Source organism: Streptomyces sp. NPDC047042 (assembly GCF_040644035.1).
Taxonomy (GTDB): domain Bacteria; phylum Actinomycetota; class Actinomycetes; order Streptomycetales; family Streptomycetaceae; genus Streptomyces.
The window spans coordinates 24,564-47,663 of the sequence record NZ_JBEYVP010000031.1 but is presented as its reverse complement, the minus strand read 5'-3'; the positions used below and the strand labels follow the sequence as shown (position 1 = coordinate 47,663).

The window sequence follows — 23,100 nt, the reverse complement described above, 5'->3', positions numbered from 1 at the left end:
TCTCCATTCAAGTACGTCGGGATGGCGCGGGGCGGTCGGCTGTCCTGTCCGGGAGTGCGACCGCCCCGCGAAGAACGGGGGTCAGACGGTGGTGATGGTGAGCGCGGCGCGTGCTAGGCGATCTGCACGTGGCCGCTGGTCACCCGGCGGCGGACGTTCAGGTGACCGGCGCCGGTGATGCGGGCGCTGCCAGAGGTGGCGTTCACGGACAGACGGCCGGTGGACTGCGGGGTCGCGGCCATGCGGACGTTGCCGGACGTGAGGTTCAACCGGGCGTTGTGGCCGCTGTAGGCGCCGACGTTGACGTTGCCGGACGTGAGGTTGATGTCCAGCGGACCGGTCACCTCGCCGACGACGACGCTGCCGCTGGTGACCGTGGCGTCCAGGTCACCGGTCCGCTCAGCGGTCAGCGTGCCGGACGTGCCGACGTACTCCAGCCGCGCCAACGTGCCGGTGACGACGGTGTTGGCGCTGTACGTGCTGATCGTGGCCACGGACCGCGCGGGCAGGTGGACAACGGCCTCAATCGGCGTCGCCGCGTCCCCGGCCGGGCCGGTGGAGGTGACCTCGCGGCCGTTGACGAAGACCTTGCCGCCGCCGTGGCCGGTGATGTGGACGTTGCCGTTCACGATCTGCACGCCGTTGCCGCCGGAGAACGTCATGGTGCCGCCACCCATGCGGATGGTGGTGCTGCCGTTCATGCCGCCGGCGACGTCCGGGACGCGAACCCCGAGGTTCTGCCCGTTGAGGCTGACGGTGGTGTTGCGGATCGCGTCGGCCGACGGGCCGGATGTGGCTTCCGTCGTCAGCACCATGCGCGCCTGCTTCAACGCGGGGTCGACGACGACGCGGATGCTGCCGGTGTTCATCGTCAGATCCAGGGCGATCGGGCCGACGACGTCCACGGGGATGATTCGCTCGGTCATGGGCTACTGCTCCTGACTACGCCGGGATAGGAAGATCCGGCGCGGCGGGCTGTCCTGTCCGGGAGTGCCGCCGCACCGGATACGCAGGCCAACGCCGCAGAAAGCGGCGGGCCAAGTGCCCCGACCGGGAGTCGAACCCGGCCCGAAGACCATCGGGGCTGTAGTGCTGGGGAGGGTCAGCCGTTACGGCCGTAGGCCTCGTTCAGTTCCTTCTCAACGTCCGTGCACTGACCGGACGCGATGCGGTCGTAGACCTCCTGACCGCACTGAACGGACTCCGGGGAGGTCAGGTCGGACGACTGCTGCGACTGCACGCCGAACATGTGGACTCCTGAGGTGTCGTAGGTGGTGGGCCCGCGCCGAACGGATCGGCGGGCCGCGCGCCCCTGCCTGCTTTGCTGCGTACGCCCGTGGTGGCCGGGCAGGGGCTGAGGTTTCGTCGTTCTCGAATCACGCTGTTCAGTTCTCAAGTAGCTGCCGATCACGGACGCTCGCGGCGAGCGACCGAAGCCGCCTTCCTTACGAGCTGTTCCGTGCCGGTGATGCAGTACCTGTTTTACAGGTACTGCATAGGGGTCCGTCAAGTACAGCGACGGGACTTCCTGGCTTCGCACCGGGACTTCTTGGTGCACCATCAGAATCGGTGCAGGTCAGGGGAGTTGGTCACCCCACGCGTGGACACCTCAGGGACTTCTGGCTACCGTCAAGAGGTCCCTAGAAGTCCCACCGGGAGAGCAGATGTCCAACGAACGTTTGCGTTCAGCCCTGTTGGCACGTGGCATGACCGTTCAGGGGTTGGCCGAGGAAATCGACGTCAACCCGAAGACCGTGGAACGGTGGATTACTCAGGGGAAGGTGCCGTACCGGCGACACCAGTACGCCACAGCGTCCGCGCTCAGGGTGGACGTCACGACCCTGTGGGACGACACCCGGGCTGTGGACAGCGCTGCGGACCTCAGCAAGGCGGAGATCGTCACTGTCTATCCGCATCGCCACCTGGTCCCGTCCGGCCTCTGGCGGGAGATATACGAGCGTGCTGAGAGGTACCTCGATGTCCTCGTGTACTCGGGGCTGTTCCTGTCTGAGGACCCCCAGTTCCTTGGTCTCCTCAAGAGGAAGGTGGAGCTGGGGGGACACATGGGGCAGACGCAGGTGCGCATCCTGCTCGGAGATCCCAAGTGCGCGGCGGTGAAGCAGCGCGGCATCGATGAAGGTCACGGGATCATGGACGGCAAGATTCGCAACGCCCTGGTCAACTACCGCCCGCTGTTCGAGAGCCACCCGGAAATACGGTTCCGACTACACGAAGCCACGCTGTACAACTCCCTGTTCCGCGCGGATGACGAGATCCTGGTCAACACCCATGTCTACGGCGTCGCCGCGTACATGGCTCCCGTCCTCCACCTGCGGCGGATGCCCGGCGGCGGATTGTTCGACACCTACGCCAATAGCATCGAACAGACCTGGGGAGGAGCACGCCAGGCCACGGAAGCTGACTTCAAGGGAGCCTGACCATGGGACGCATTGACCACTTCCACAACCCCGACGCCCCGCCGGCCAACTCGGTCGTTCCGTCCGTGGTGGCGTTCGTACAGAACCCCGCCGGACAGGTGCTCCTGATCAAGCGTTCCGACAACGGCCGTTGGGCACTGCCGGGCGGGGGCCATGACGCCGGCGAGTTCATCAGCGACACCGTGGTGCGCGAGGTCTTGGAAGAGACCGGCATCAAGGTGGAAGTCCTCGAACTGTCCGGGATCTATACCGACCCCGCGCACGTGCTCCAGTACGACGACGGCGAGGTCCGGCAGCAGTTCAGCATGTGCTTCCGCGCGCGGCCGGTGGGCGGCGACGTCCGTACGAGCAGCGAAACGACGCAGGTCCGTTGGGTCGACCCAACGGACCTGTCTCAGTACGACATTCACCCCACCATGCAACTCAGGATTGAGCACGCGATGGATCAGACGCGGACGGTGCCCTACATCGGCTGACGCTTGGCGGCGGCGACCTGTTCGAGCACGCGTGACGTGCTCGCAAGGATCTCTGGCTCAGCTCGGCGGATGAACGTTCCGATCAGGCTGTCCGGCCCGTATCGGCCGGTGATCTCGTTGATCCGGTCCACTGGGTTCGTCGGCGTGCCGTCCGGCGTCGTGTTCATGTCGCAGTAGCACAGCGCGTCGTTCAACCCGGCGGGTTCGCGTGGGAACTCGCCCTCAAGCTCCTCGCGCAGGCCCCGGGCTTCCGCCTCCATCCACGCGCAGGAATGGTGCGCGACCAGGTTCACGACCCGTTCGTCCGCACGCGCGATGTCCCGGAGGTAGCGCGCACCATCGAGCGGGTGGAACCCCGTCTTGGCGAGGTCCGGCGCGTAACCGATGTCGTGCAGTACCGCAGCCGCTTCCAAGAGCTCCGCGTCCTCGCCGACGACGGCCGCGATGGTGCGCGCCCTCTCAGCGACTCCGAGCGAGTGCTTCCAGCGACGCGGCAGCGGCTCAGACAGCAGCGATTCCGCGAGCAGGTACGCCCACTCAGTCAGTCCCGTCAAAGTGACGAACGCTCCTCTCGATTCGGCAGGGCCCGCACGGTCCGTAGCTTGCCCTGCCCTCCCTCGGACAGCCATCCCGCAGCTTCCAGCTTCTCAAGTGCCTTGGTCACGGTCGGACGTGAGACCTCAAACCTCGTGCACAGCGCCGAAGCACTCGGGAAGGTTGCTCCCACCTTCAGCTTGTCATCCGTGATGACCTCAACGAGGCGTTCCGCGAGCGGCCGGCGGTCGGTCCGCTGTCCGTCCCGGATCACGCGCCAGCGTCCACCGGGAACCGGCTCCGCAGCTCCCTCATCCCGGAGCACTCCGAACGCCCGGAGTACCACGCCGCGAGACACGTCATGATCACGCATAACGTCTGCGGCCGACGGTAGTTCCGCCATCCTCGGGTTCGCCTCAATCTGGCCTTTGAGTAGATCCGCGATCTTCTCGAAGGTCCCGCGCGGGTTGGCGTCCTGCGCCACGTGGCTCCCCCTCATTGACCTCGTTGGCGTCCCGGTGGCGCCTCACTCCAGCTTCCCACGGGTGGGCCGTCACTCAGTAGATACACCCATAGAACCCTCCAAGATACGCACTGACGTTCGACTTTCTAAAATCTCCCGCATGTCGGCTTTGCTATAGCCAGAATGCTTCTACAGCAGGGGCATCGAGAAGAAGGCTTCCACGGGCATACCGAAGGGTAGACATGAGCGGCCAGTCCGTCATAAACGAAAACTCCATCATGGAGGGGCTTCGACGAGCATTCCGCAGCGATGGAACAGCAAGCGGCGACTTCACTCTGCGAGACCCCATTCCGCTAGGCAACGGGAAGACGATAAATGGCGCAAGCAGTGCTGAAATAAGAGAAATCGTAGCTCGCCTTAACAGCGCAAAATCGAAGAGCGAGAGTTCGTTCCAGTGGGAAAATGAGGCGGAGTTCTCCCTGGTTGCACTCGATCAGATCGGCGCTTTCGATAGATTTTTCGAGGACAAGGCGTTTGAAGGACAGGGCGATAATCCCGTAACCTTTAAGGTCGGAAAACCGTCCCGAGAATTCGCCGCCTATCTACTTTGCAAGTTCGTGGAAAATCCGGCTCTTCTGACATCTCCGAGAACCAGGATGATATTGAACCGGATGCGCCAGGGCATCGATCGAAATGCGCTGAGTTATGACCCAGTTGCAGGCGACTCACTCTTCGATGTCATCGCCGGGGGTCTTCGCGCTACTACGTTGCAAATCACCGCCGCCAAATCCCGTGCAGACTTTGAGGCACTCGCCAATTCTTTCCTTTTTCATGCCGCTTACAATACGGATGCAGCAGCTCGAATCGGCCTAGAAACGATGTTTCGACCGCAAGCTATCCAGCGCGTCCGGAGAAGTCAAAATGGTTTCTTTGACGCACCCAGGCAGACCTACGACGCGGACCTGGTGCACCACTACCTCATGGGCGTCGCCGCAGAAATCCCACTATTGGAATATCTGGCCTACTATCACATTGCTGAGCATTTTTTCGGAAAGGTGTTTAATGAAGACTTGATAGACCAGGTGCGGTCAAGCATTACCGATCCATCGTTCTCCGCCCGCCGAGATAAGGATATAAATTCGATCATTAAGATCGTCACAAAAATTAAAGGTCAAATCAAAGATGAGGGTGGAATGAACGAACAGCGGTCACTGAAATTGGTGCTCGATAAATTTGTCAACATTCCTCGTCTCGTAGCCGACCTCAACGCCTACGACGTCAGCTTGGTCGACCACTACGCGAATAGCGACGTCCCTTTTGCCGGTGCAAGCAAAGTGAGCCTTGGCGCAAATGATGAAGAGGCCGTGCGCAGCGCAATCGCAAAAAGAATCTATAAGGTTAGGAACGCCTTGGTGCATGCCAAAGAAGGAGAACTGCCAAAATATGCACCCTTTGCGCACGATGAGGAGTTGGCTCGCGAAATTCCCCTAATGCGGTTTGCAGCAGAGCAGATCGTCATTGCGCAGGGAAAGGTCCTGTAACCCCCCGGACGCCGCCCTATCTTCATAGAGCACCGAAGGGAGCTGGGATTCCTTCCTGGCTGATCAGCGCCACCGCGAGAAGGGCGCGGCATCGATTGGATGCCGCGCCCGTCCTGGTACTCACGATTCCACCAACTAGGACTTCGACCTCTTCTCCACGATCGCGGTCGCCTTCCGATGTAGATAGATCGGAAACTCCGGATCCCTCAAGACTTCTCTCAGATCCGACCGAGATTGAATCCGGTCGTGAACCACTGCGGCAATTGCTTCAACATTCCAAGACCGCTGGAGGTCGCGAGTCACACCACCAACAACGCCATTTATTGACAGCGCTTTGGAGTGCGCCAAATCGGCACCGAAAATGCGCGTACAGCATTCGGTCAGAATCTTGTGCGGCGTTCGGTCATCAGTCTCGACCGTGTGCACAAACTCAGGAAGCACCGACTGTGGAATCAGCAATGCCCATAGGACTCTCCGCCCTTGATGGCTGAACTCTTCCACGGAAACCGCACCGTGCAGATACTGGTCGACTGCAGAATCACTCAGTGGAGGAGTACCCGGCCAGGATGTTCCCTGACTGATAGCAAATGCACCGTCAACAAACAATGCATGACCCGGCAGAAGGTGACGCGATAGGGCGATAAGTCCAGCCGATGCAGACATTTCAGCTTGCGAGAGAGCATCCAGAAGTGCCGACATCGAGGCCCGCTCGAAGGAGGTAACACTCTTAACCAGAGGTGACAGCCATCGGTCGGGCGCCAAAACGCGAGAGGCGAATTCGTTCGCTTCTCTTTCCTGCGATCCGGTCACCCTGTCAATGGAATACTCTTCTTCAATCGATACGCCATTCACCTGACAGCCAATCGAACCCACATGCCAGGCCAGTTCGATGTGTGCCCATTCGTGCGCCAAAGTGAAGCGTTCACGCAATTCCGGTAGCCCCGAGCGTACAAAAACTCGCGGAGGTTCTACGCCAAGCGCAGTGACCGCATCGCATTGGTGAGACCAGTCATGATATTCGACCTGGGCACGTTCAAAAAGCAGCGCCCTGACGTCAACCGGAGGGGTCAAATTGAGCTTTTCAACTAGGATCCCGGCCCTGTTTCGCGCAGCATTTAAAGGCGACCAGTTTTGCGCAACCAAGTAAGAACACTCTCAGCCTCGTTGGAAGAACCAGCACGCGCCGCCAAGGCGAGCTCACTAGCGGTATTCTTCAGTTCTTCATTCACCGTACGGCCGTGCCTTCTGGCCGAGAGAATGAAGCGGAGGGTATTCGGCTTCTCGACCCACAAGCGATACTCGTCCCACGTCAGACCCAAATAATCGTGCAGTTCAAGGTCCGAGTCGGATTCATGCCAAGAATCGACGTAGGAGTCAATGTCCGTGATCCCAGATACGCCTGTCAGGGCGTCATCAACGAACGTTGCGCTAGACATCGATACTCCTTCCCCTCACTGCGGACTTGATCGTTTCACCTGTGACTGGATGGGCGACACCGATGTGCCGTCCCCGCTTGTTGAAGACCTCAACCTCACCTCCGTGCTCCCCATCCCACGTGTAGATGCGGCTCCCATCGGCCTCATACCAGCGGCGGGAGTTGTAGACGTATCGTGAGTTCAGGCCATGCAAAAAGCAGTCTGGAGGCAAGTTTACCCAGGGCACAAGCAGCGATGCTAGCTGCCATCACTGGGAGACGTGACGGGTTTCATGACCTCCCCGCTCACAGGCGGTGTGGGGTCGCAAGCCGTGTCCTCTCACCAACCCCCGATGTTGTTCAGGTCTTTGCCCAGTGCGCTGACGTCGGCCACCGTTCCCCGCCGTACGCACATCCCTCTGACCTGCCGCGAAAGCCCCTGGACGGCCGGCCGGACAGTTGAAAAGCATGTCGGGGGCGATCCGGAGAGCCATCGTCCGAGTCAGCCACCCTGGCTCCGTCTCAGTTTCCGTCTCATTCATAGCCGTTCAGGCCCGTTCAGAGCCGTACGGACTGCGGGTTCCTCCGGGGCCGCGTACGGCTCTGAACGGGCCTGAACGACCCCGAACACCCCTCTGACCTGGACCAACAGACTTGGAAAGCGTGTTGGGGGCAACCCCTCACGAGTTCGAATCTCGTATCCTCCGCCAGTGCCTCACCGGGCACGATGTCGAAGGGCCCCGCTGTTCGCAGCGGGGCCCTTCGACGTGCGTGGTCTCAATTTTGGTCTCAGTTGCCGTGATCGGACCGGGGTGGGCTTCGGTGAACAGCGATCCGGTTCACCGTGGCCGTCACTCCTCCTCAGCGGATTCGGCGGTCCAGGCGATGTGCGGTGGCACGACACGTGCGCACAGGGGCCCGCCGCGCGCATCGGTCAGTCCTAGGCGGCCTACCAGCAGGCCGTTGCGCGCGGCCGCGTCGAGTACGTCGACGGGCACAGCATCGAGCATCAGCTTGGCGCGGCGGAACATCGTGAAAGTGCCGGCGTCGTCGACGCTGCCCCAGGAGAGGTAGATGAACCGGCCGCTCGGACGGCCCTGCACGTAGGGGCCCTTCACGTCCGTGCCGGCCGGCGAGGTCGCAGTGGTGCACTCCAGGGTCCAGGTCGCCGAGACCGCATCGCCGGGCTTGGGGTCAAGGAGTTCCGCCGGACGGTCGCGGCGTTGCACGGCGACGTGGATGTTGCGGTACGCCGGAACGTCGTTGCCGCCGAAAGCTCCGGATGGGCAGGTGAGGCCAGGAAGGTCGACAGCGTCGATGCGGATACGCATGGCGGCCATCATCCGCGCGGGACGCTGCTTGGACCAGCTCTCCGTGTGGTGCAGCGGGTAGGGAGCAGGTCAGTGGCTGCGGGGCGCGTACATGATGACGGCCATGCCGGCTAGGCAGACCAGGGCACCGATGACGTCGTAGCGGTCGGGGCGGTAGCCGTCGGCGGCCATGCCCCAGGAGATCGAACCGGCGACGAAGATCCCGCCGTACGCGGCGAGGATGCGTCCGAAGTCGTCGTCGGACTGGAAGGCGGCCACCACTCCGTAGATGCCAAGGGCGATCACACCGGCGCCGATCCAGATCCACCCCCCTGTCTTCGCGCAGGCCCTGACAGACCAGCCAGGCGCCGCCGATCTCGAGCAGGGCGGCGGAACGCCGGACGGTCACGGGCGGTGGGCCTACTTGCGGTTGGCACTGGTGATCCGGAGCGGTTCGACGGGGCCCTGACAGCCGCACTCGCCCTGTTCGGAGGTAACCGCAACCGCAGGCGGCACTGCGGCGGCCGAACCACCATGTGGCCCCGGCCAGCGCGGCCAGTGCGAGAGCGACGCCGGGCAGCCGGCCCACCACGGCGGACGCACCGGCTCCGACGACCCCCGCGGTGATCAGGGCAGGCAGCAGGCAAGATGCCAGGCAGGCCAGCCCGGCCAAAGAGGCCAACGCCTTGGGTGCACGGCGCGCAGCCGGGTCAGCAGCAGGGTCCGGCTGGCGGTTCTCCTCGGCAGGGTCGGTGAACGGGAGAGGACAACGGGGGGCTCGCGGCGCACCCGGTCGGATCGTCGGCTGACCTGCGGCGACTCTGGTTCTCGGCGGATCCACCCGAATCCGTCCATGGTCCCGGGACTACGTCGCGGTCATAGCCCGATCATCCGTACCTTGCTGCCGCACAGCCGGGTCATGCCATCAACATCCGACGTGAGGATGGCGACCGGGCCAGGCTGACGCAAGGCCGTTTGACCCCGGAGAGCGCCCATTGCAGTCGGGGCAGGTTCACTCTCGCGTGACTCGCCTCCACGATGGTGTTGGCGCTGACGACAAGGTCCGCTCCCATGTCGTGGAACACCTGGAACATCGCCAGAACCTTCCGGTCCTGCGTCACCCAGGCCGACAGCCCCTCGCTGTCCAGGACGACAGTCTCAATGTGGCCGCTCACGCGGCGCTCGTGCCGCCGGCGGCCTGCGTCGTACCGAAGATCCGCGCCCGCGCCTCGGCCAGCTCTTCCTCGCTGAAGGCCCCGTGCTCGTCTGTGTGACTGCGCAGGTCGGCCCCCAGTTCGAGCGGGAGCTCAGCCGTACAGTTCCGACAGATCGACACCAACCACGCTCACCTCGACGCCGAAACAGTCGTGGCGAACGGCACGGCAAGGCTCTCCTCGGGAATGTCATGATCCGGACCTGTAAGAGCTGGAATCAGTCGAATACGCGCGCAGGTACAGCGGTTCACCCCGCCTGCCGGTGACGATGGGCCTGGCATGGCACGCCTTCGACCGGGCAGAGGGGGACGAATGGGTAAGCAGGTCAAATGCGGGTCGACCCATACCAAGACCGGCAAGCGGTGCCAGAAACCAGCGATGATCGGTTACTCCCGCTGTCAGTTGCACCGAGGCGAGTGGAATCCGCCGCAGAAGAAGAAGACCAAGAAGCGCTAGCCGCAAGCTCTGGTGCGGTTCACTGACGGGGAGTTCTGGGGCCTCGTGACGGCGTGCCATACGTTCGCTTCCAGCGGGCTCGGTGTCGTTGGTCGCCCTGGCCGGAGCCGTTGACGCTGATCAGGGACTGCAAGGTGGCTCCGTTGTTCCACAGTCCGAGGTGGTCTCGGTGGATGGCGAGGATGCCGTTCTGCAGGGCGAAGGTTTCGGAGGGGCGGCTGAAGCGGGTGGTGGTGACGAAGACGGCCAGGTCGGCGCCGAAGTGAGCTTTCGCGCCGAGGAGGTCACGCACCTCCCGGCTGGCGATGGTGCTGGTGGTGGTGTAGCGCTTGCACTGGATGATCATCGCGCGGCCGTCCGGGAGGCGGCCGGTGACGTCGGCGCCGTTGTCTCCGGAGCCGCCGACGCGGCGGACGTCGGTGCAGCCGTCGCGCCGGCAGAGAGCCGCGACCAGGTCTTCGAATTCGGTGCCGGACATCCTGTCGACGTCGGCCAGTGTCCGATGGCCGACCTGGATCGCGTCCTGCCCGCGCCAGTGCCGGTCGCCGGCGCGAACAAGCCGGTCCTTACGTAAGAGCCACCAGGCTCCGGCGGCAAGGCCGCCGAGCACAACCGCTCCGACGAGGTACGGCCAGATCACTGACCAGAACACCACCAGCGTGACCAGTAGCAGGGCGCCACCGCTGAGGATCACCTTCCACTGGCTGCGTGCGGATGATCGTCGCCCGCGCTTCCTGGCCATGGCTTCCCCTCCGTCGGCTGTCTGCCGAGCAGTGTGGACAGCGGTGCGGTGGCGCAGGTAGGCCGCCTCTTGGCCAATGGCTCGAATCCGGCCGCCGACCTGGGTGAAACGGGGGCAGCTGGTCGCCGCCGGCCGGCTTCCGGTACGCCGGTTACGGGACCAGCTCGATGTGAGGGTGGGACGGGTCCGCCGGGCAGGCGTGGAGCTGGAGGCTGTAGCCGCCGGCGATGTCGATCAAGGTGAAGTTACCGGCCCTGGCGCCCAGGGGAGGCGGGGCCGGGTTCGTCGGTTCCTCCTCGGCTGTCCAGGTCTCGCTGCCGCCGTCCCATTCCCAGGAGGCGATGGTGAGGAGCGGGACCTCCTCGGTGCCGCACTCGGAGCAGGGGCGGGGCTTGGGATCGGTGAGGCTCCAGCGGGTCCAGCCGCCGGTCTTGCAGCCTGGAGCGGTGGAGAGGTTGTTCAGGTAGAGCTCGCCCGGGTCGTCCGCGTACATGCTGTACCGCGCGGGGTCGATCGACTCCCAGCGGCCCTCGTCGTCCAGCTGCTCCCGAAGCTCCTCGCTCAGTTCCGAGGGGTGGGGGCACTCGGTGACCTGCTCCGGTGAGACCAGGCACGGCTCCGGGAGGTAGGAGTCCCGCTGGACGATCGGCGGCTCGGGCGGTGCGTCGAGGACGTCTGTGACGGTGGCCGAGGAGCGCCAGAAGAGGGCTGTCCGAGGGTGGGCCGTCTCGTGGTCGAAGGGGCACCAGAGAACCTGGAGGAGGTCCGCGTCGGGCGGGCACGGGAAGGGGCTGTCGCGGGCGTAGAGCTGGGCGACGGGCAGGAGAGGGATCGGGCCGACGAACCCCGGGCGGTCCGCGAACCGCTCCCAGGTCGCCCGTTCCTCGGGAGTCCACTGAGGTGCCTCGGGGTCGAGGCGCCGCCGCTCGGCCGCCGCGGCGCGGTCGTGACGGAGGATCCGGACGTCGTCCGGCGAGTGGACCACCGGGGCCGCGCGGCTGTCGTGCGGCTCGTCGCAGTACGGCCACGGCTCGTCGGCGGGCCACAGCAGCGGCCCGCCGACGGAACTGTCGTGCACCGTCGGAGACCCCGGCCGCGGGTGCAGCCGGGTCGCCGTCCGCGCCTGCGGGGCCAGTTGAGGGAAGAGCGCGGTGATGTCGAACGGCCGCGGTGGGGTGGTGAAACTCGTTCCGGCTCCCGGTGGGCCGCTCACTGGACCAGCTCGATGTGCGGGTGGTCCGGGCAGGACGGGCAGGCGTGGAGCTGGAGGCTGTGGCCGCCGCCGATTCCGATCAGGGTGAAGTTCGCGGGTGGGGTGCCGGGGAGGAGTGGAGTCGGGTTCGTCCCCTCCTCCCCGGGGGCCCAGCTGTCGCTGCCGGCGTCCCATTCGAGGGTGGCGATGGTGAGGAGCGGGAGCGCGTCGGTGCCGCATTCCGGGCAGCGGCGGGGCATGGGGTCGGAGAGGCCCCAGCGCGACCAGCCGCCGGTCTTCCAGCCGGGCGAAGTGGACAGCTCGTTCTCGTAGAACTCCTGCGGGGAGACGGGGCCGGAACCACCCCAACGGCTCGGGTCGCTCACTTCCTGCCGCAGCTCCTTGTCCAGCTCCATGAAGGCGGGGTACTCCGTGACCTGCTCCGGTGCCAGGAGGGACGGCTCCGGGAGATACCCCTGCGACTTGATCGCGGACGGTTCGGGCGGCGCGTCCAAGACGTCGGTGACGGTGCCCGCGGAGCGCCAGAAGAGGGCTGTTCGGGGGTGGGCGGTCCCCTCGTGGTCGAAGGGGCACCACAGGACCTGGAGAAGGTCCGCGTCGGGCGGACTGAACGGGAGAGGGATGTCACTGGCGTAGAGCTGGGCGACGGGGAGCATGGGGACCGGACCCTCGGGCCACGCGCGGCCCTGGAGGATCCGCTTCTCGGTGGCCAGTTCCTCGGGCGTGGGCCGCGGGGCCGGGCCGCCGAGGTGCCGCCGGCTCGCCACCGCCGCCTGGTTGCGGCGGAGGAGCCGAATATCCTCCGGGGACAACACCCTGCGCGTCGCACCCCTTGCGTGCGGTGCTGCGCAGTGCGGCCACGGCTCGTCGGCGGGCCACAGCAGCGGCCCGCCGACGGAACTGTCGTGCACCGTCGGCGACCCCGGCCGCGGGTGCAGCCGGGTCGCCGTCCGCGCCAGCGGGGCCAGTTCAGGGAAGAGCACGGTCACGTCGATCGACCGCGGCGGGGTGGTGAAACTCATCCTGGCTCCCGAGGGCACGAACACGGTGTGGAGAGTAATCAGTTGCCGAGGTTGTGCGCTCCGCCGGTCTGGGTGTTCGGAATATAGATGCCATCGAACATCGGTTCGACCGAGCCGTCCTCGCGCTGGACCGTGGCGCTCATCGTAACGCCCACCGGGATCGTGCTGTCGGCGGTCATGTAGCGGGGAGTCACCTCGTAGAAGATCGCGTCCTCCTCGCCGAACGAGGCCAACCGCACTTCGTCCCGGACCTGCTCCTCGTACTCCCACATGCTGCCTGCACCGGTGTTCATCCCGACCTGCCAGCAAGGCACGAGGTTCTTCGAGATCCGCCCGCCGAGAATGTTGGCGACCAGGTGACAACGGGCCAGCTGCTCACTGAGGTTGTGCGCGACGGCGTAGTCGGCCGCGTCCAGCCAGCCGGTGATCTCTCCACCGGCCTCACTGCCGGGGCCGAGCTTCTTGCCCAGACAGGCTGTGGCCTTGGTCGCCCGGTAGCCGGCTGCGCTCGTCTGGTCGTTCTTCCTGACGTGCGGGACCGGTTCGGTCGTGTTCAGGATCCAGCCGTTACCGGCCGGACGCGCGCCCTCCGGCGAGATTCCGAGGCACTCCGCGTACGAGCCGTCGAGCGACGTCGTGAGCCTCAGCGTGAACTGGTCGGCGTCGATGACCCGCTGGCTCGTGAAGCCGTCGGCGAGCTGGCTGTCCGCGAACTGTTTGTCAACGGCGGCGACATGGGCGCGCACACATCGCTGGGAGGTGTCGAGGCTCGAACCGCCGTTGAGCTCGTGGATGACCCATCCGTTGTTGCCGGGGTAAGGAATGAGCTCGGCGCACTCGGCACCGTCCCTTCCGCCTTCCTTCGTCTCCGCGAAGGGGAACTGGGCACAGGTGTCGGTCGGTATGAGGTCGCTCGCGTCCGCGAACGGCTCCGACGCTCCGTTTCCACAGGTGCTGCTCGTACGGCCGTCCACGCCGCTCGTCGACCGGGTCAGCGGGGTGTTGAGCCCCCAGCCGTCGTTGAGGCTCTTCTGGGCCCACAGATACGCCGCGACAGCGCCGCCCTGATCCGAACCCTGCGTGCTCATCGACAGCTCGGCCATCACGGACGGAACCGCGCAGCCCGCCACCGACGTTCCGCCGACCGCGTTGTCACACCTGATCTGACGCGAGTTCTTCCACGACGCGTTCGGGTCGGTCGCCGTCGCGCCCGGGGACGTCACGTACATCGCGTAGGCCGTGTAGAAGGAGGCGGAGGAGCCCGCCGTCTGCGCCGAGGAGAAGGTGACGTTGCCGGTGAGGGTCTGGTTGAGGGTGATGGCGCCGCCGAACCAGGGGGCGGTCTTGGTGGCCGTGCATCCGGCGTCGCACGAGGCGCGCAGCTTGGCGTTCAGGGACGTGACGTCGCCGGTGGCCAGGGTCATGGTGACGGAGACCTGCTCGTTCCAGGTCGTGGCCGTCGGGGAGAGGTCGCCGCCGGTGGAGACCTCCAGGACGCCGCGTCCGATCTCCAGACCCCTGCTGTCGCGGAGGATGTAGGTGATGTTGATGCCGGTCACGCAGTACGAGAAGCGCTCGTAGCTGTAGTTGCCGGGGCTGGTGATGTCGCAGCTTCCCGCGGCGGCTGCTGCTGCGGAGGCGGCAGGAGCGGCGGCGGCCGCGCGGGTCTTCGCCTTCGCGGGGGCGGGGGTGATCGTCACACAGGACTCGACGGCACCCGCGCGGCGCTCTTTCGAGCCCGGCGCGGTGGCGGTGCAGTCCTCACCGGAGCCGGCCGCGAACTTGCTGGTCTCGGTCCCGGTCTCGGTCCCGGTCTCGGTGTCGGTCTCGGTGTCGGTCTCGGTGGTCTTCACGTCGTCGGGCGCCGCCGACTTGGTGGCGGACGAGGCCTTCGCCGTCGCGGGCGGCTCGGCCGCCCGGCTCGTCGCGGCCGTCGTGACGACGAGGGTCAGGGCGGTGAGGACGGTCAGAGCCGTCGAGCGGGCGCGTCTCCTTGTGACACGCCCGCCACGTATTCCATGCATGGGGGCAGGAACTTTCCGTAAGGGGAGGGGGAAAAGGGGGCGCCGCCTGATTGCGCCGCCCCCGGGAAAGCGAACGGGTGGGATCAGCGGGATCAGGACGCGAGGGTCCAGATGTCGCTGAGGCCCTTGGTGATGCCGGAGACCAGGTCCTCGCCGGTGTCCGTGATCTTGCCGACGACGGGCTTGACGAGACCGCCGCCGAGCGCCTTGTCGGCGGCGCCGACCCACTTGTAGGCGCCGAAGGAGACCAGGCTCAGGCCGGTGCCGGCGGCGGACTCCCAGAAGGCGCCGCTGGTGAAGCCGTGCTCGATGCCCGTGAAGAGGGTGCCGAGGGCGCCCGCGCCCGCGGAGACTCCGGCGAAGAAGCCGGCCGCGGCGAGGGCCGGCGGGAAGACGGTGGCCGCGAGGGCGCAGCCGGCCGCCAGGAACCCGGCGCCGATGCTCACCACGTTGGCGGCGTCCGCGTAGAACTGGGCGTCGTTCCACCACTCGTCGGCGTCGCCGTCCGCGGTGCCGTTGGGGTTGACCTGGTTGTTCTTGTCATTGTTGGCGGGGTCTTGCTTGGCGTCGCGCTCCTCCTGGGCCTTGCGCGCGGCCTCCTTGGCCTTCGCGATGACCTCGGCCCGCTTCTTGTCGGCGACGATCTGCTTGGCCTGGGCGTACGCGGCGGCGGCGGCCTTCGCGTCGGCGGAGGCGGCGAGTTCGGAGGCGCGGGCCGCGGCGGCGGAGCGCTGGGCCTCGGCGGACGAGGCGAGGGCCGCGCGCGCCGAGTCGACGGCCTTGTTGGCCGAGTAGTTGGCGGAACGGGCGGCGCCGCGGGCGGTGGCGGCGGCGTTCTTCGCCTTGGTCGCGGAGGCCTGGGCGTCGGCGGCCGACTTGTCGGCGGCGTCGGCGTTGTCCCGCGCCTGCTGGGAGTAGTCCTTGGCCTTGGCGGCCGAGTCGAGCGCCTTCTGCGCCCACTTCTGAGCCTCGGCGGCGGCATTGCGGGCGTCGGCGGCGGCCTTCGAGGCCACGGCCGCGTCCTCCTGCGCCTTCTCCGCGATCTTGGCGGCGGCGGCGATGGCCCCGCGGACGGCGGCGACGTGGGTGGCGGTGTCGAAGTCGAGCTGCGCCGTGCGGAACTGGACCACCGTGATGAAGTGGCGCAGCATCCACGCCGGTCCTTCGAGCGCGACCTCCGCGTAGGCCTTGGTGAAGGCGCCCGCGATGTTGATCAGCTCGACGGCCCGGACCTTGTCGTCCTCGTTGACGGCCAGCGGGTAGTCGTGGTCGAAGAAGCGGTTGAGGGAGTCGCTGGTGTTCTCGTCGAGCGCCTTGTTGCCGGCGTCCTTGACGGCCTTGCCGGTACCGCTGTCGCCGAGGATCTTGTTGATGGCGACACGCAGGTCCTCGTCCGAGGCACGCTTCATGCCGCCGGTGAGGAAGTCGCCGACGGCCTTGGAGCTGGTGCTCTCCAGCGCGGCCGCGGCTGCCGCGGCGACCTTCGGACCGCCGACCGTCGCCACGTGGAGGGTGGTCTCGCGGTCGTCCTCCCCCTGGGCGAGGACCCGGTCGAGGTCGATCCAGGCCCAGACGTCGTCGTCGGAGCCGGCGAGGGCGTGCTGGGCGGCCTGCCGGGTGTTGGCCCCGCGTGCGTCGATCAGGGCGACCGCGGCCTGCCTGCCCAGGGTCGCGGCGACCGACATGTCGCCGGAGTACAGGGCCTCTTCGGCCTTGGCTATGAGGTCCTTGGTCGCCTGGGTGGTGCGCTCCGCCATCAGCCGCTTCTCGCGGACGTCGGAGAGTTCGGCCTGCTCGATGGCGGCAAGCTGCCGGGCCTCCTCGAGGGCCTGCTGCTTGTCCTGCTCCAGGGTCTGCGCCTCGGCGGCGCGGGCGTTCTTCTCCACGTCGATGGCGTCGCTGACGGCCTGGGTGGCGAGGTTGGCGGCCTTCACGGCCTCCCCGGCGTGGGCGGTCGACTTGTTGGCGTAGTCGATGGCCTGACCGGCGAACTTCACGGCCTCCTCGGCGGCGTCCGCTGCCTTGTCGGCGTGGTCGGCGGCGGAGTTGGCGGCGTCACGGGCGGTACGGGCCGCCTTGGCGGAGGCGGTCGCCAGTGCCTGGGCGGCGGACGCGGCGTTGGTGGCGCGGTTGGCGGCGCTGGTGGCGATGGCGGCCTGACGCTTGGCCTCGTTGGCCTCCGCCTGGGCCGCACCGGCGGAGGCGGCGGCCTGGGCCGCGGCGGTCGCGGCGGCGGCACTGTTGCGGGCGGCGGAGGCGGCGGCCAGGCCGGCGGAGGAGGCCGCGTCGCCGGCGAGGGCCGCCTTTGCGGCAGCGGCTGCGGCGCTACGGGCCTTGGCGGCGGCGTTACGGGCGGCCACCGCTGCGTCCTTGGCGCCCTGCGCCTTGCCGGCGTCCTTGGACGCGGCGATCGCGGCGTTGTAGGCGCGGGCGGCGGCGTTGCCGGCCTTCGCGGCGGCCTGGGCGGCGCCCACGGCGGCCCAGGACGCGCGGCGGGAAGCCTGCACGGCGGCGTTGGAGGCGTTGACGGCGTTGCGCGAGGCGTCGGCCGCGCCCTTCGCCGCACTCGCGGCCTTGCGGGCCGCGGCCCCCGACTTCTGTACGTCGCTCTGGGCGGCGGCGGCCTCGGCGGCGGCCTTCTCGGCGGCCTCCTTGGCCTTGACGGCGGCGGTCTCGGCGCGGGCCCCGGCCTCGACGGCCAGGTTCGTCTCGCGCTCGGCGCGCTTGCCCTCGCGCTCGACGACGGCCACCAGCTCCTCGATGGTCGCCGACTCCTGGTCGCGGGCGCGCGCGATGTGCTGGCCGGTCTCCATGAACCACTCGACGTCGTTCGCGGTGCCGCTGAGCGCGCGGTCCGCGTACTTCTTCACCTCCGGACCACCGGTCAACAGCATGGCGTTGACCTGGAGCCGGGTGTCCTCCAGCCGCGCGTCGTACTGGCCGTCGCCGAGGAAGTCGATGAGGGCCTGCTCGGTGCCGACGGTCAGGGCGGCGTTGGCCTTGCGCACCACGGCCTTGTCGCCGGTGGACGCGACGATGCTGGTGGCGACCTGGAGGTCCTCGCGAATGGCGGCGGCGAAGCCCTGCGAGAGGAATCCGGCCACCGCTCCGTCGCCGTTGTCCAGGGCGGCGACGGCCTCGCGGCGCAGGCCCTTGCCCGCGCGGTCCAGACTGCGGACGATCGCGACCCGGTTGTCCTGCACGATCTGCTGCGGCAGCGTCTGCGCGAGGAAGGTCTGGATCTCGGTGTCGGTTCCGTAGAGAGCCCTGGTCGCGGCGGCTTTGACACCCTTGCCGCCGGTCAGCCACGCCCGGACGGCCTTGGCGCGCTCGGTGTCCGGCAGCGGCACCGGGTCGGCGCCCGCGGTCTCGGCGGCCACGGCGACGGCCGGCCGCAGGATCGAGGGGGTGGCGGCGACAGCGGTCGTCGCCGCGATCGCTCCGAGAACACGACGTCTGCTCCAGAAAGCTGTCTGCATACGGAATTTGCCCTTCTACGAGTAATGCGGTGACGTGTCGGATTTCGCGTCGCAAATGGACGACAGATCCGTGGATCGACGTTCGCACAAGTCGTGAACAGTATCAACGCAGTAAAAAACTTGGAGCAGTTGGATCAAATGAGGCTTGAACTGTGCAGTCGCATATGACCATTTGACGGACCGACACATTTCCTTCGCAAATACAGTTCACGATTCGGGTACATGGTGAAGCGGCCCTCGTACCAGCTGGAGTACCGGGACGGCGTTCCCGCTGAGCACTATCAGACGCAGACCGTCTCGCAGGAGAAGGTGCTGGCGGCGCTGACCGGTTGGGCGACCGGCAAGGCGGGCTGGCGCGACGGGTTCATGTGGAACAACATCGGCGACATGTTCACGTCGGCACCGTCATCCGGGGGATAGCCCCCTGCTGAGGACGCCGGGTCACCGCAATGTGCGGGTGCCTGTGTGCAGGCGACTGTGTGGGCATGTCACGGATGAGCTCCCCCATGATGCTGCGCTACGCCCTGAAGACCGTCCGCGCGCGGAAGGCCGGGTTTCTCGGTGCCTTTCTCGCTCTGATGTGTGCGGGTGCCCTGATCACCGCGTGCGGCACGCTGCTCGAGACGGGGTTGCGCGGCGCCGTCCGGACCGAGCGTTATGGCGCGGCCCCGGTTGTGGTCTCCGCCGATCAGAACGTCCATCGGACCACCGTCAAGCAGAAGAAGGGCAAGACCAAGGTCAAGCACAAGGCCAAACCCATCGCCGAGCGCGCCTGGTTGCCGGAAGGCATCGGGCGCACTCTGGCCGGCACACCGGGTGTCGCCCGCGTCGTCCCCGAACTCACCTTCATGGCCGAGCCGTTGACCCCGAACGGCACCGGTGGCAGGGCCGCCTTCGGGCATGCCTGGGAGTCGGCGGTGCTGACGCCCTACCGGCTCGTCGCCGGTACCGCCCCCGCGGCCGTCACCGATGTCGTCGTCGACCGTCACCTCGCCGAGCGCGTCGGCCTCGAACCCGGTGACCGTCTCGCTGTTCAGTCGACGCAGTCTCCACGCTCCTACCGTGTCTCCGGAATCGCCGCCCCCGCCGCGGCCGTTCGCCACCAGACTTCCCTCTTCTTCTCCGACGCCGAGGCCCGGCGTCTCGCCGCCCGGCCCGGGCAGGTCACCGCGTTCGGGGTGATCCCGGACGCGGGCACCGATCCGGGCCGGCTGCGTGACGCCGTCGCGACGGCGCTGCGTGGCACCGGCGCCCAGGTCGGCGCCGGAGACGCCCGTGGGCCTGTGGAGTTCCTGGACGCCGCTGCCGCGCGCACCAAGCTGGTCAGCATGGGCGGCGCCATGGGCGGCACCTCACTGCTCGTGGCGGTTCTCGTGGTCGTCGGGACCTTCGCGCTCTCCGTCCAGCAACGCCACCGCGAACTCGCCACGCTCCGGGCCGTCGCCGCCACCTCCGGGCAGATCCGCAGGCTCCTCGGGCGGGAGGCCCTGATCGTCGGAGCGGCCGCGGGCACGGCCGGAGCACTGGTGGGGCTTCCCCTGGGCAGTTGGCTGCACGGCAGGTTCGTCGCCCTGGGCGCCGTACCCGCCACCTTGGAGCACACCGTCGGCGTCTTCCCGCCGCTCGCCGCCCTTGCCGCGACCCTGTCCGGTGCGTGGGCCGCCGCCCGGATCGCCTCGCGCCGGGTCGCCCGGATCCGCCCTGCCGAGGCGCTCGCCGAGGCCCGGACCGAGCGCACCCGTCCCGCCTGGGGCCGTCTCCTCGCCGGGCTGCTGCTGCTCGCCGGTGGCGTCGTCCTCGTAGCCCTGCTCAGCGTCCTGCGCAGCGAGCCCGCGTCCACGCCGGTGACGTTCCTCGCCGTCGTCGTCCTGTCCGGTTCCGTAGCCCTGCTCGGCCCGGTACTCGTCAAGGCAGCCGCCCTTCTCCTCGCCGGCCCACTGCGCCTGACCGGCCCCGGTGGCAGGCTCGCCACCGCCAACCTCCGGGGCAACGCCGCCCGCATGGCCTCCGTCGTCACTCCCCTCACTCTGCTGATCGGCATGACCTGCACGGTGCTGTTCGTGCAGCCCACCCTCGGCGACGCCGCCCGCGCCCAGGTCCGTGAGAGCGTCCGCGCCGACTGGGTGGTCGCCTCCCGAGGGCCCGGTGTCCCGTCCGAGGCCGCACGGCAGCTGCGTACGCACCACACCGTCGTCACCGAAGTGGTCCGTACGACCGTCCGGGTCGGGCTCGACAAGTACGCGGCGCAGGGCGTCAGCCCGGCCGGCCTCGCCCGCACCTGGGATCCGGACGTCACCGCCGGGTCCCTCCGAGGGCTCACCGAGCGCACCGTCGCCGTCAGCGAACTGGCCGCCGACCAGCTCCACCTGAAACCCGGAAGCACCCTGAAGCTCACGCTCGGCGACGGCACACCCGCCACGCTCACCGTCGCCGCCGTCTACACCCGGGGTCTCGGCTTCGGGGACCTCACCTTCGCGCACGACCTGCTCGTACACCACGTCGACAACCCGCTCTCCGCCTCCCTCCTCGTCAGCACGGACCGTACACAGACACAACTCTCGACTACTCTGCGTGAGTTCCCGGGGCTGGAGATTCTCTCGCCGGCCACCGCCGACTCACTCCAGGCGCAGCGCCTGCGGGCCAACGCCGAGGTCAACTTCCTCGCCATGGGGCTCGTGCTGGCCTTCACGGCCATCGCCGTGGTCAACACGCTCGCCATGTCGGTCTCCGAGCGTGTCCGGGAGTTCGCGCTGCTGCGTCTCGCGGGGGCGACCCGCCGACAGGTGCTGCGCATGCTGCGTACCGAGGCCCTGGCGGTCCTCCTCCTCGCCGGTGCCCTCGGCAGTGCCGTCGCCCTGGCCGTCCTGACCTCGTTCAGCATCGGCATGACGGGAGAGGCGGCACCGGCCGTCGTACCGCTCGTGTACGCCACGGTGGTCGCCGTGGCCGGGCTCCTCACGCTCGTCGGGACCGCCCTGCCCGGGCGGGTGGCGTTGCGGGTCCGGGCGGTGACGGTGGCGACGGCCAAGGAATGAGGTACCGCCGGAAAGGGCATCGGGTCGGGTCGGGAACAGTCGGTCCCGCCCCTGCGGTTGCACCCCCGGGGGATCGGCCTGGTACGGGCGGGGAACACGGAGACCGTAAGGTCGTCCGCCTCGCCACGTCCGGGCCCCCGGGGCGACGGCACGTTCGCCGCCGCTCACTCGGAGTCGGACGTATTCACACGCTGGAGGACTGTTCCATGACTGACCGGCCCTTGACGCTCATGGCCGTGCACGCGCACCCCGACGACGAGGCCACCGGGACCGGAGGGGTCCTCGCCCGGTATGCCGCGGAGGGCATCCGCACAGTCCTCGTGACCTGTACCGACGGGGGATGCGGTGACGGGCCGGGAGGCACGAAGCCGGGTGATCCCGGGCACGATCCGGCGGCGGTCGCCGTGATGCGCCGACAGGAACTCGAGGCCAGCTGTGAGGTCCTGAAGATCAGCGACCTGGAGATGCTCGACTACGCCGACTCCGGGATGATGGGCTGGGCCGGCAACGACGCCCCCGGATCCTTCTGGCGGACCCCCGTGGAGGAGGGCGCGGCCCGGCTCGCGGAACTCATGCGGCACTACCGCCCCGATGTGGTCGTCACCTACGACGAGAACGGCTTCTACGGCCATCCCGACCACATCCAGGCCCACCGCATCACGATGGCGGCGCTGGAGATGACCGGGCTGACACCGAAGGTGTACTGGACCACGATGCCCCGCTCGAAGATGCAGCAGTTCGGCGAGATCATCCGCGAGTTCGCGGAGGACATGCCGGAGCCGGATCCCGCCGAGGCCGCCGCGCTGGCCGAGATCGGTCTGCCCGACGACCAGATCACCACCTGGGTGGACACCACCGCGTTCAGTGACCAGAAGTTCGACGCGCTGGCCGCGCACGCCAGCCAGGGCGAGAACATCTTCTTCCTCAAGATGGGCAAGGAGAGGTTCGGCGAGTTCATGGGCCTGGAGACGTTCCTGAGGGTCCAGGACACCACCGGCGCGGCCATACCCGAGAACGATCTCTTCGCCGGCTTGCGCTGATCGGCTGTTCGGGCCGTTCGGGCCGTTCGGCTGCTCGGCTGCTCGGCTGTTCGGTTATGGAGCCGTCCGGCAGTCGTTCCACAGCGTGGCCAGGTGGGCCGGGATCTGGGGGATCGCGGCGCAGCCCCGAGGGTCGGCGGGGAAGCCGCCGTCGGCCAGGTAGCGCCAGCCGGTGCCGGGGCTGTCGACGAAGTACTTCATCGCGGCGCCGTCGTCCTGCAGGGCGACCTGCTCGGCGTAGGTGCTGCCCGGAGTGAGCTGGAAGCGGGTTCCCGCGTAGCGGGTGCCGTCACAACTGCCGTAGTAGAACGTGCCCTTGACCGGGGCGATGTGGGTGAGGGGCGGCTGGGCGTGGCTGCGGTAGGCCGCCGTGACGCTCGCCTTGACCGCGGGCGGTACCAGCAAGGAACGGCAGCCGCCGGTCCTGGCGGGGGCGCCGGCGGTGGTGGGCCCGGCCAAGGGCGAAGGGGATCGCACCGCGTTCGAAGGGCTGCTGCTGGTCACTGGACCGCCGCTGGTCACCGGGCCGCTGTTCGGCGTGCAGCTCGTGAGCAGGGCGACCGCCGCGGCGACCGTACCCAGAGCGGCAGCGCGGGCGAGGGAGTGCTTCCGACGCGCCATTTCCACCATCCTCTCCGATATCTTCAGAAAGGCCCGAGGTGGCGTAAGTCGGATACGTTCCTCCGGTCTTGTACATCA

General features: G+C 67.5%; 21 protein-coding genes and 2 pseudogenes. 6 read left to right on the top strand and 17 right to left on the bottom strand.

The window, feature by feature from the left end; translation table 11 throughout:
• Positions 1 to 113: 113 nt before the first annotated feature.
• Positions 114 to 926, bottom strand: a complete 813-nt coding sequence (locus ABZ855_RS32175) for a DUF4097 family beta strand repeat-containing protein (RefSeq protein ID WP_360812896.1) — start codon at positions 924 to 926, stop codon at positions 114 to 116.
• A 176-nt stretch (positions 927 to 1,102) separates the two neighbouring features.
• Entirely contained in the window at positions 1,103 to 1,249 is a 147-nt protein-coding gene (locus ABZ855_RS32170) for a hypothetical protein (protein ID WP_360812894.1), read from the bottom strand.
• 415 nt (positions 1,250 to 1,664) lie between these two features.
• Here ABZ855_RS32170 and ABZ855_RS32165 point away from each other — a divergent pair, with 415 nt between their 5' ends.
• Both ABZ855_RS32165 and ABZ855_RS32160 read left to right on the top strand, forming a co-directional pair.
• Positions 1,665 to 2,438, top strand: a complete 774-nt coding sequence (locus tag ABZ855_RS32165) for a helix-turn-helix transcriptional regulator (protein WP_360812893.1) — start codon at positions 1,665 to 1,667, stop codon at positions 2,436 to 2,438.
• A gap of 2 nt (positions 2,439 to 2,440) precedes the next feature.
• The gene (locus tag ABZ855_RS32160) at positions 2,441 to 2,914 is read left to right on the top strand and encodes an NUDIX domain-containing protein (protein ID WP_360812891.1); all 474 of its coding nucleotides are present in this window, start codon (positions 2,441 to 2,443) and stop codon (positions 2,912 to 2,914) included.
• Here ABZ855_RS32160 and ABZ855_RS32155 read toward each other — a convergent pair.
• Together ABZ855_RS32155 and ABZ855_RS32150 are read right to left on the bottom strand one after the other, a co-directional pair.
• On the bottom strand, positions 2,902 to 3,468 hold the full coding sequence (locus ABZ855_RS32155) for an HD domain-containing protein (RefSeq protein ID WP_360812889.1): 567 nt from the start codon (positions 3,466 to 3,468) through the stop codon (positions 2,902 to 2,904). The genes ABZ855_RS32160 and ABZ855_RS32155 overlap by 13 nt on opposite strands.
• Positions 3,465 to 3,932 carry a GntR family transcriptional regulator gene (locus ABZ855_RS32150; RefSeq protein ID WP_360812887.1) on the bottom strand — a complete coding sequence of 156 codons (468 nt, stop codon included), beginning with the start codon at positions 3,930 to 3,932 and terminating at the stop codon, positions 3,465 to 3,467. The genes ABZ855_RS32155 and ABZ855_RS32150 overlap by 4 nt, the downstream gene beginning before the upstream one ends.
• A 221-nt stretch (positions 3,933 to 4,153) precedes the next feature.
• Here ABZ855_RS32150 and ABZ855_RS32145 point away from each other — a divergent pair, with 221 nt between their 5' ends.
• On the top strand, positions 4,154 to 5,452 hold the full coding sequence (locus tag ABZ855_RS32145; protein WP_360812885.1) for a hypothetical protein: 1,299 nt from the start codon (positions 4,154 to 4,156) through the stop codon (positions 5,450 to 5,452).
• A gap of 135 nt (positions 5,453 to 5,587) precedes the next feature.
• Here the strand turns inward: ABZ855_RS32145 and ABZ855_RS32140 are convergent, their stop codons facing one another.
• From ABZ855_RS32140 to ABZ855_RS32085, 12 genes and pseudogenes are all read right to left on the bottom strand, one after another.
• Positions 5,588 to 6,595, bottom strand: coding sequence for an ImmA/IrrE family metallo-endopeptidase (locus ABZ855_RS32140; protein ID WP_360812883.1), 1,008 nt, complete (start codon positions 6,593 to 6,595; stop codon positions 5,588 to 5,590).
• On the bottom strand, positions 6,568 to 6,888 hold the full coding sequence (locus ABZ855_RS32135) for a hypothetical protein (protein WP_360812881.1): 321 nt from the start codon (positions 6,886 to 6,888) through the stop codon (positions 6,568 to 6,570). The genes ABZ855_RS32140 and ABZ855_RS32135 overlap by 28 nt, the downstream gene beginning before the upstream one ends.
• Positions 6,881 to 7,114 carry a colicin E3/pyocin S6 family cytotoxin gene (locus ABZ855_RS32130; RefSeq protein WP_360812879.1) on the bottom strand — a complete coding sequence of 78 codons (234 nt, stop codon included), beginning with the start codon at positions 7,112 to 7,114 and terminating at the stop codon, positions 6,881 to 6,883. The genes ABZ855_RS32135 and ABZ855_RS32130 overlap by 8 nt, the downstream gene beginning before the upstream one ends.
• Before the next feature lie 603 nt (positions 7,115 to 7,717).
• Positions 7,718 to 8,197 (bottom strand): DUF5990 family protein, encoded by a 480-nt coding sequence (locus ABZ855_RS32125; RefSeq protein WP_360812877.1) that lies wholly within the window; start codon positions 8,195 to 8,197, stop codon positions 7,718 to 7,720.
• Between the two features lie 69 nt (positions 8,198 to 8,266).
• A pseudogene (locus ABZ855_RS32120) lies at positions 8,267 to 8,585 on the bottom strand (YnfA family protein).
• 467 nt (positions 8,586 to 9,052) lie between these two features.
• Positions 9,053 to 9,351 (bottom strand): annotated as a pseudogene (locus ABZ855_RS32115) (DNA-binding protein).
• Positions 9,348 to 9,512 (bottom strand): hypothetical protein, encoded by a 165-nt coding sequence (locus tag ABZ855_RS32110; protein WP_360813058.1) that lies wholly within the window; start codon positions 9,510 to 9,512, stop codon positions 9,348 to 9,350. Before ABZ855_RS32110 ends, ABZ855_RS32115 begins: the two are co-directional and overlap by 4 nt.
• Before the next feature lie 353 nt (positions 9,513 to 9,865).
• Positions 9,866 to 10,588, bottom strand: coding sequence for a restriction endonuclease (locus tag ABZ855_RS32105; RefSeq protein ID WP_360812875.1), 723 nt, complete (start codon positions 10,586 to 10,588; stop codon positions 9,866 to 9,868).
• Between the two features lie 151 nt (positions 10,589 to 10,739).
• Positions 10,740 to 11,801, bottom strand: a complete 1,062-nt coding sequence (locus ABZ855_RS32100; protein WP_360812873.1) for a hypothetical protein — start codon at positions 11,799 to 11,801, stop codon at positions 10,740 to 10,742.
• Entirely contained in the window at positions 11,798 to 12,823 is a 1,026-nt protein-coding gene (locus ABZ855_RS32095; RefSeq protein ID WP_360812871.1) for a hypothetical protein, read from the bottom strand. The genes ABZ855_RS32100 and ABZ855_RS32095 overlap by 4 nt, the downstream gene beginning before the upstream one ends.
• A 38-nt stretch (positions 12,824 to 12,861) precedes the next feature.
• Positions 12,862 to 14,847, bottom strand: coding sequence for a DNA/RNA non-specific endonuclease (locus ABZ855_RS32090; RefSeq protein WP_360812869.1), 1,986 nt, complete (start codon positions 14,845 to 14,847; stop codon positions 12,862 to 12,864).
• Positions 14,848 to 14,939: 92 nt separating this feature from the next.
• A complete protein-coding gene (locus tag ABZ855_RS32085) occupies positions 14,940 to 18,326 on the bottom strand; it encodes an ALF repeat-containing protein (protein WP_360812867.1) in 3,387 nt (1,128 codons plus the stop codon).
• A 222-nt stretch (positions 18,327 to 18,548) separates the two neighbouring features.
• Here ABZ855_RS32085 and ABZ855_RS32080 point away from each other — a divergent pair, with 222 nt between their 5' ends.
• From ABZ855_RS32080 to ABZ855_RS32070, 3 genes are all read left to right on the top strand, one after another.
• A complete protein-coding gene (locus ABZ855_RS32080; protein WP_360812865.1) occupies positions 18,549 to 18,746 on the top strand; it encodes a hypothetical protein in 198 nt (65 codons plus the stop codon).
• Positions 18,747 to 18,832: 86 nt separating this feature from the next.
• Positions 18,833 to 21,361, top strand: coding sequence for an ABC transporter permease (locus ABZ855_RS32075; RefSeq protein ID WP_360813044.1), 2,529 nt, complete (start codon positions 18,833 to 18,835; stop codon positions 21,359 to 21,361).
• 206 nt (positions 21,362 to 21,567) lie between these two features.
• Entirely contained in the window at positions 21,568 to 22,401 is an 834-nt protein-coding gene (locus tag ABZ855_RS32070) for a PIG-L family deacetylase (RefSeq protein WP_360812863.1), read from the top strand.
• A gap of 54 nt (positions 22,402 to 22,455) precedes the next feature.
• Here ABZ855_RS32070 and ABZ855_RS32065 read toward each other — a convergent pair whose 3' ends face one another.
• Positions 22,456 to 23,022: a hypothetical protein gene (locus ABZ855_RS32065; RefSeq protein ID WP_360812861.1), complete on the bottom strand. Its 567-nt coding sequence runs from the start codon at positions 23,020 to 23,022 to the stop codon at positions 22,456 to 22,458.
• Positions 23,023 to 23,100: the final 78 nt, after the last annotated feature.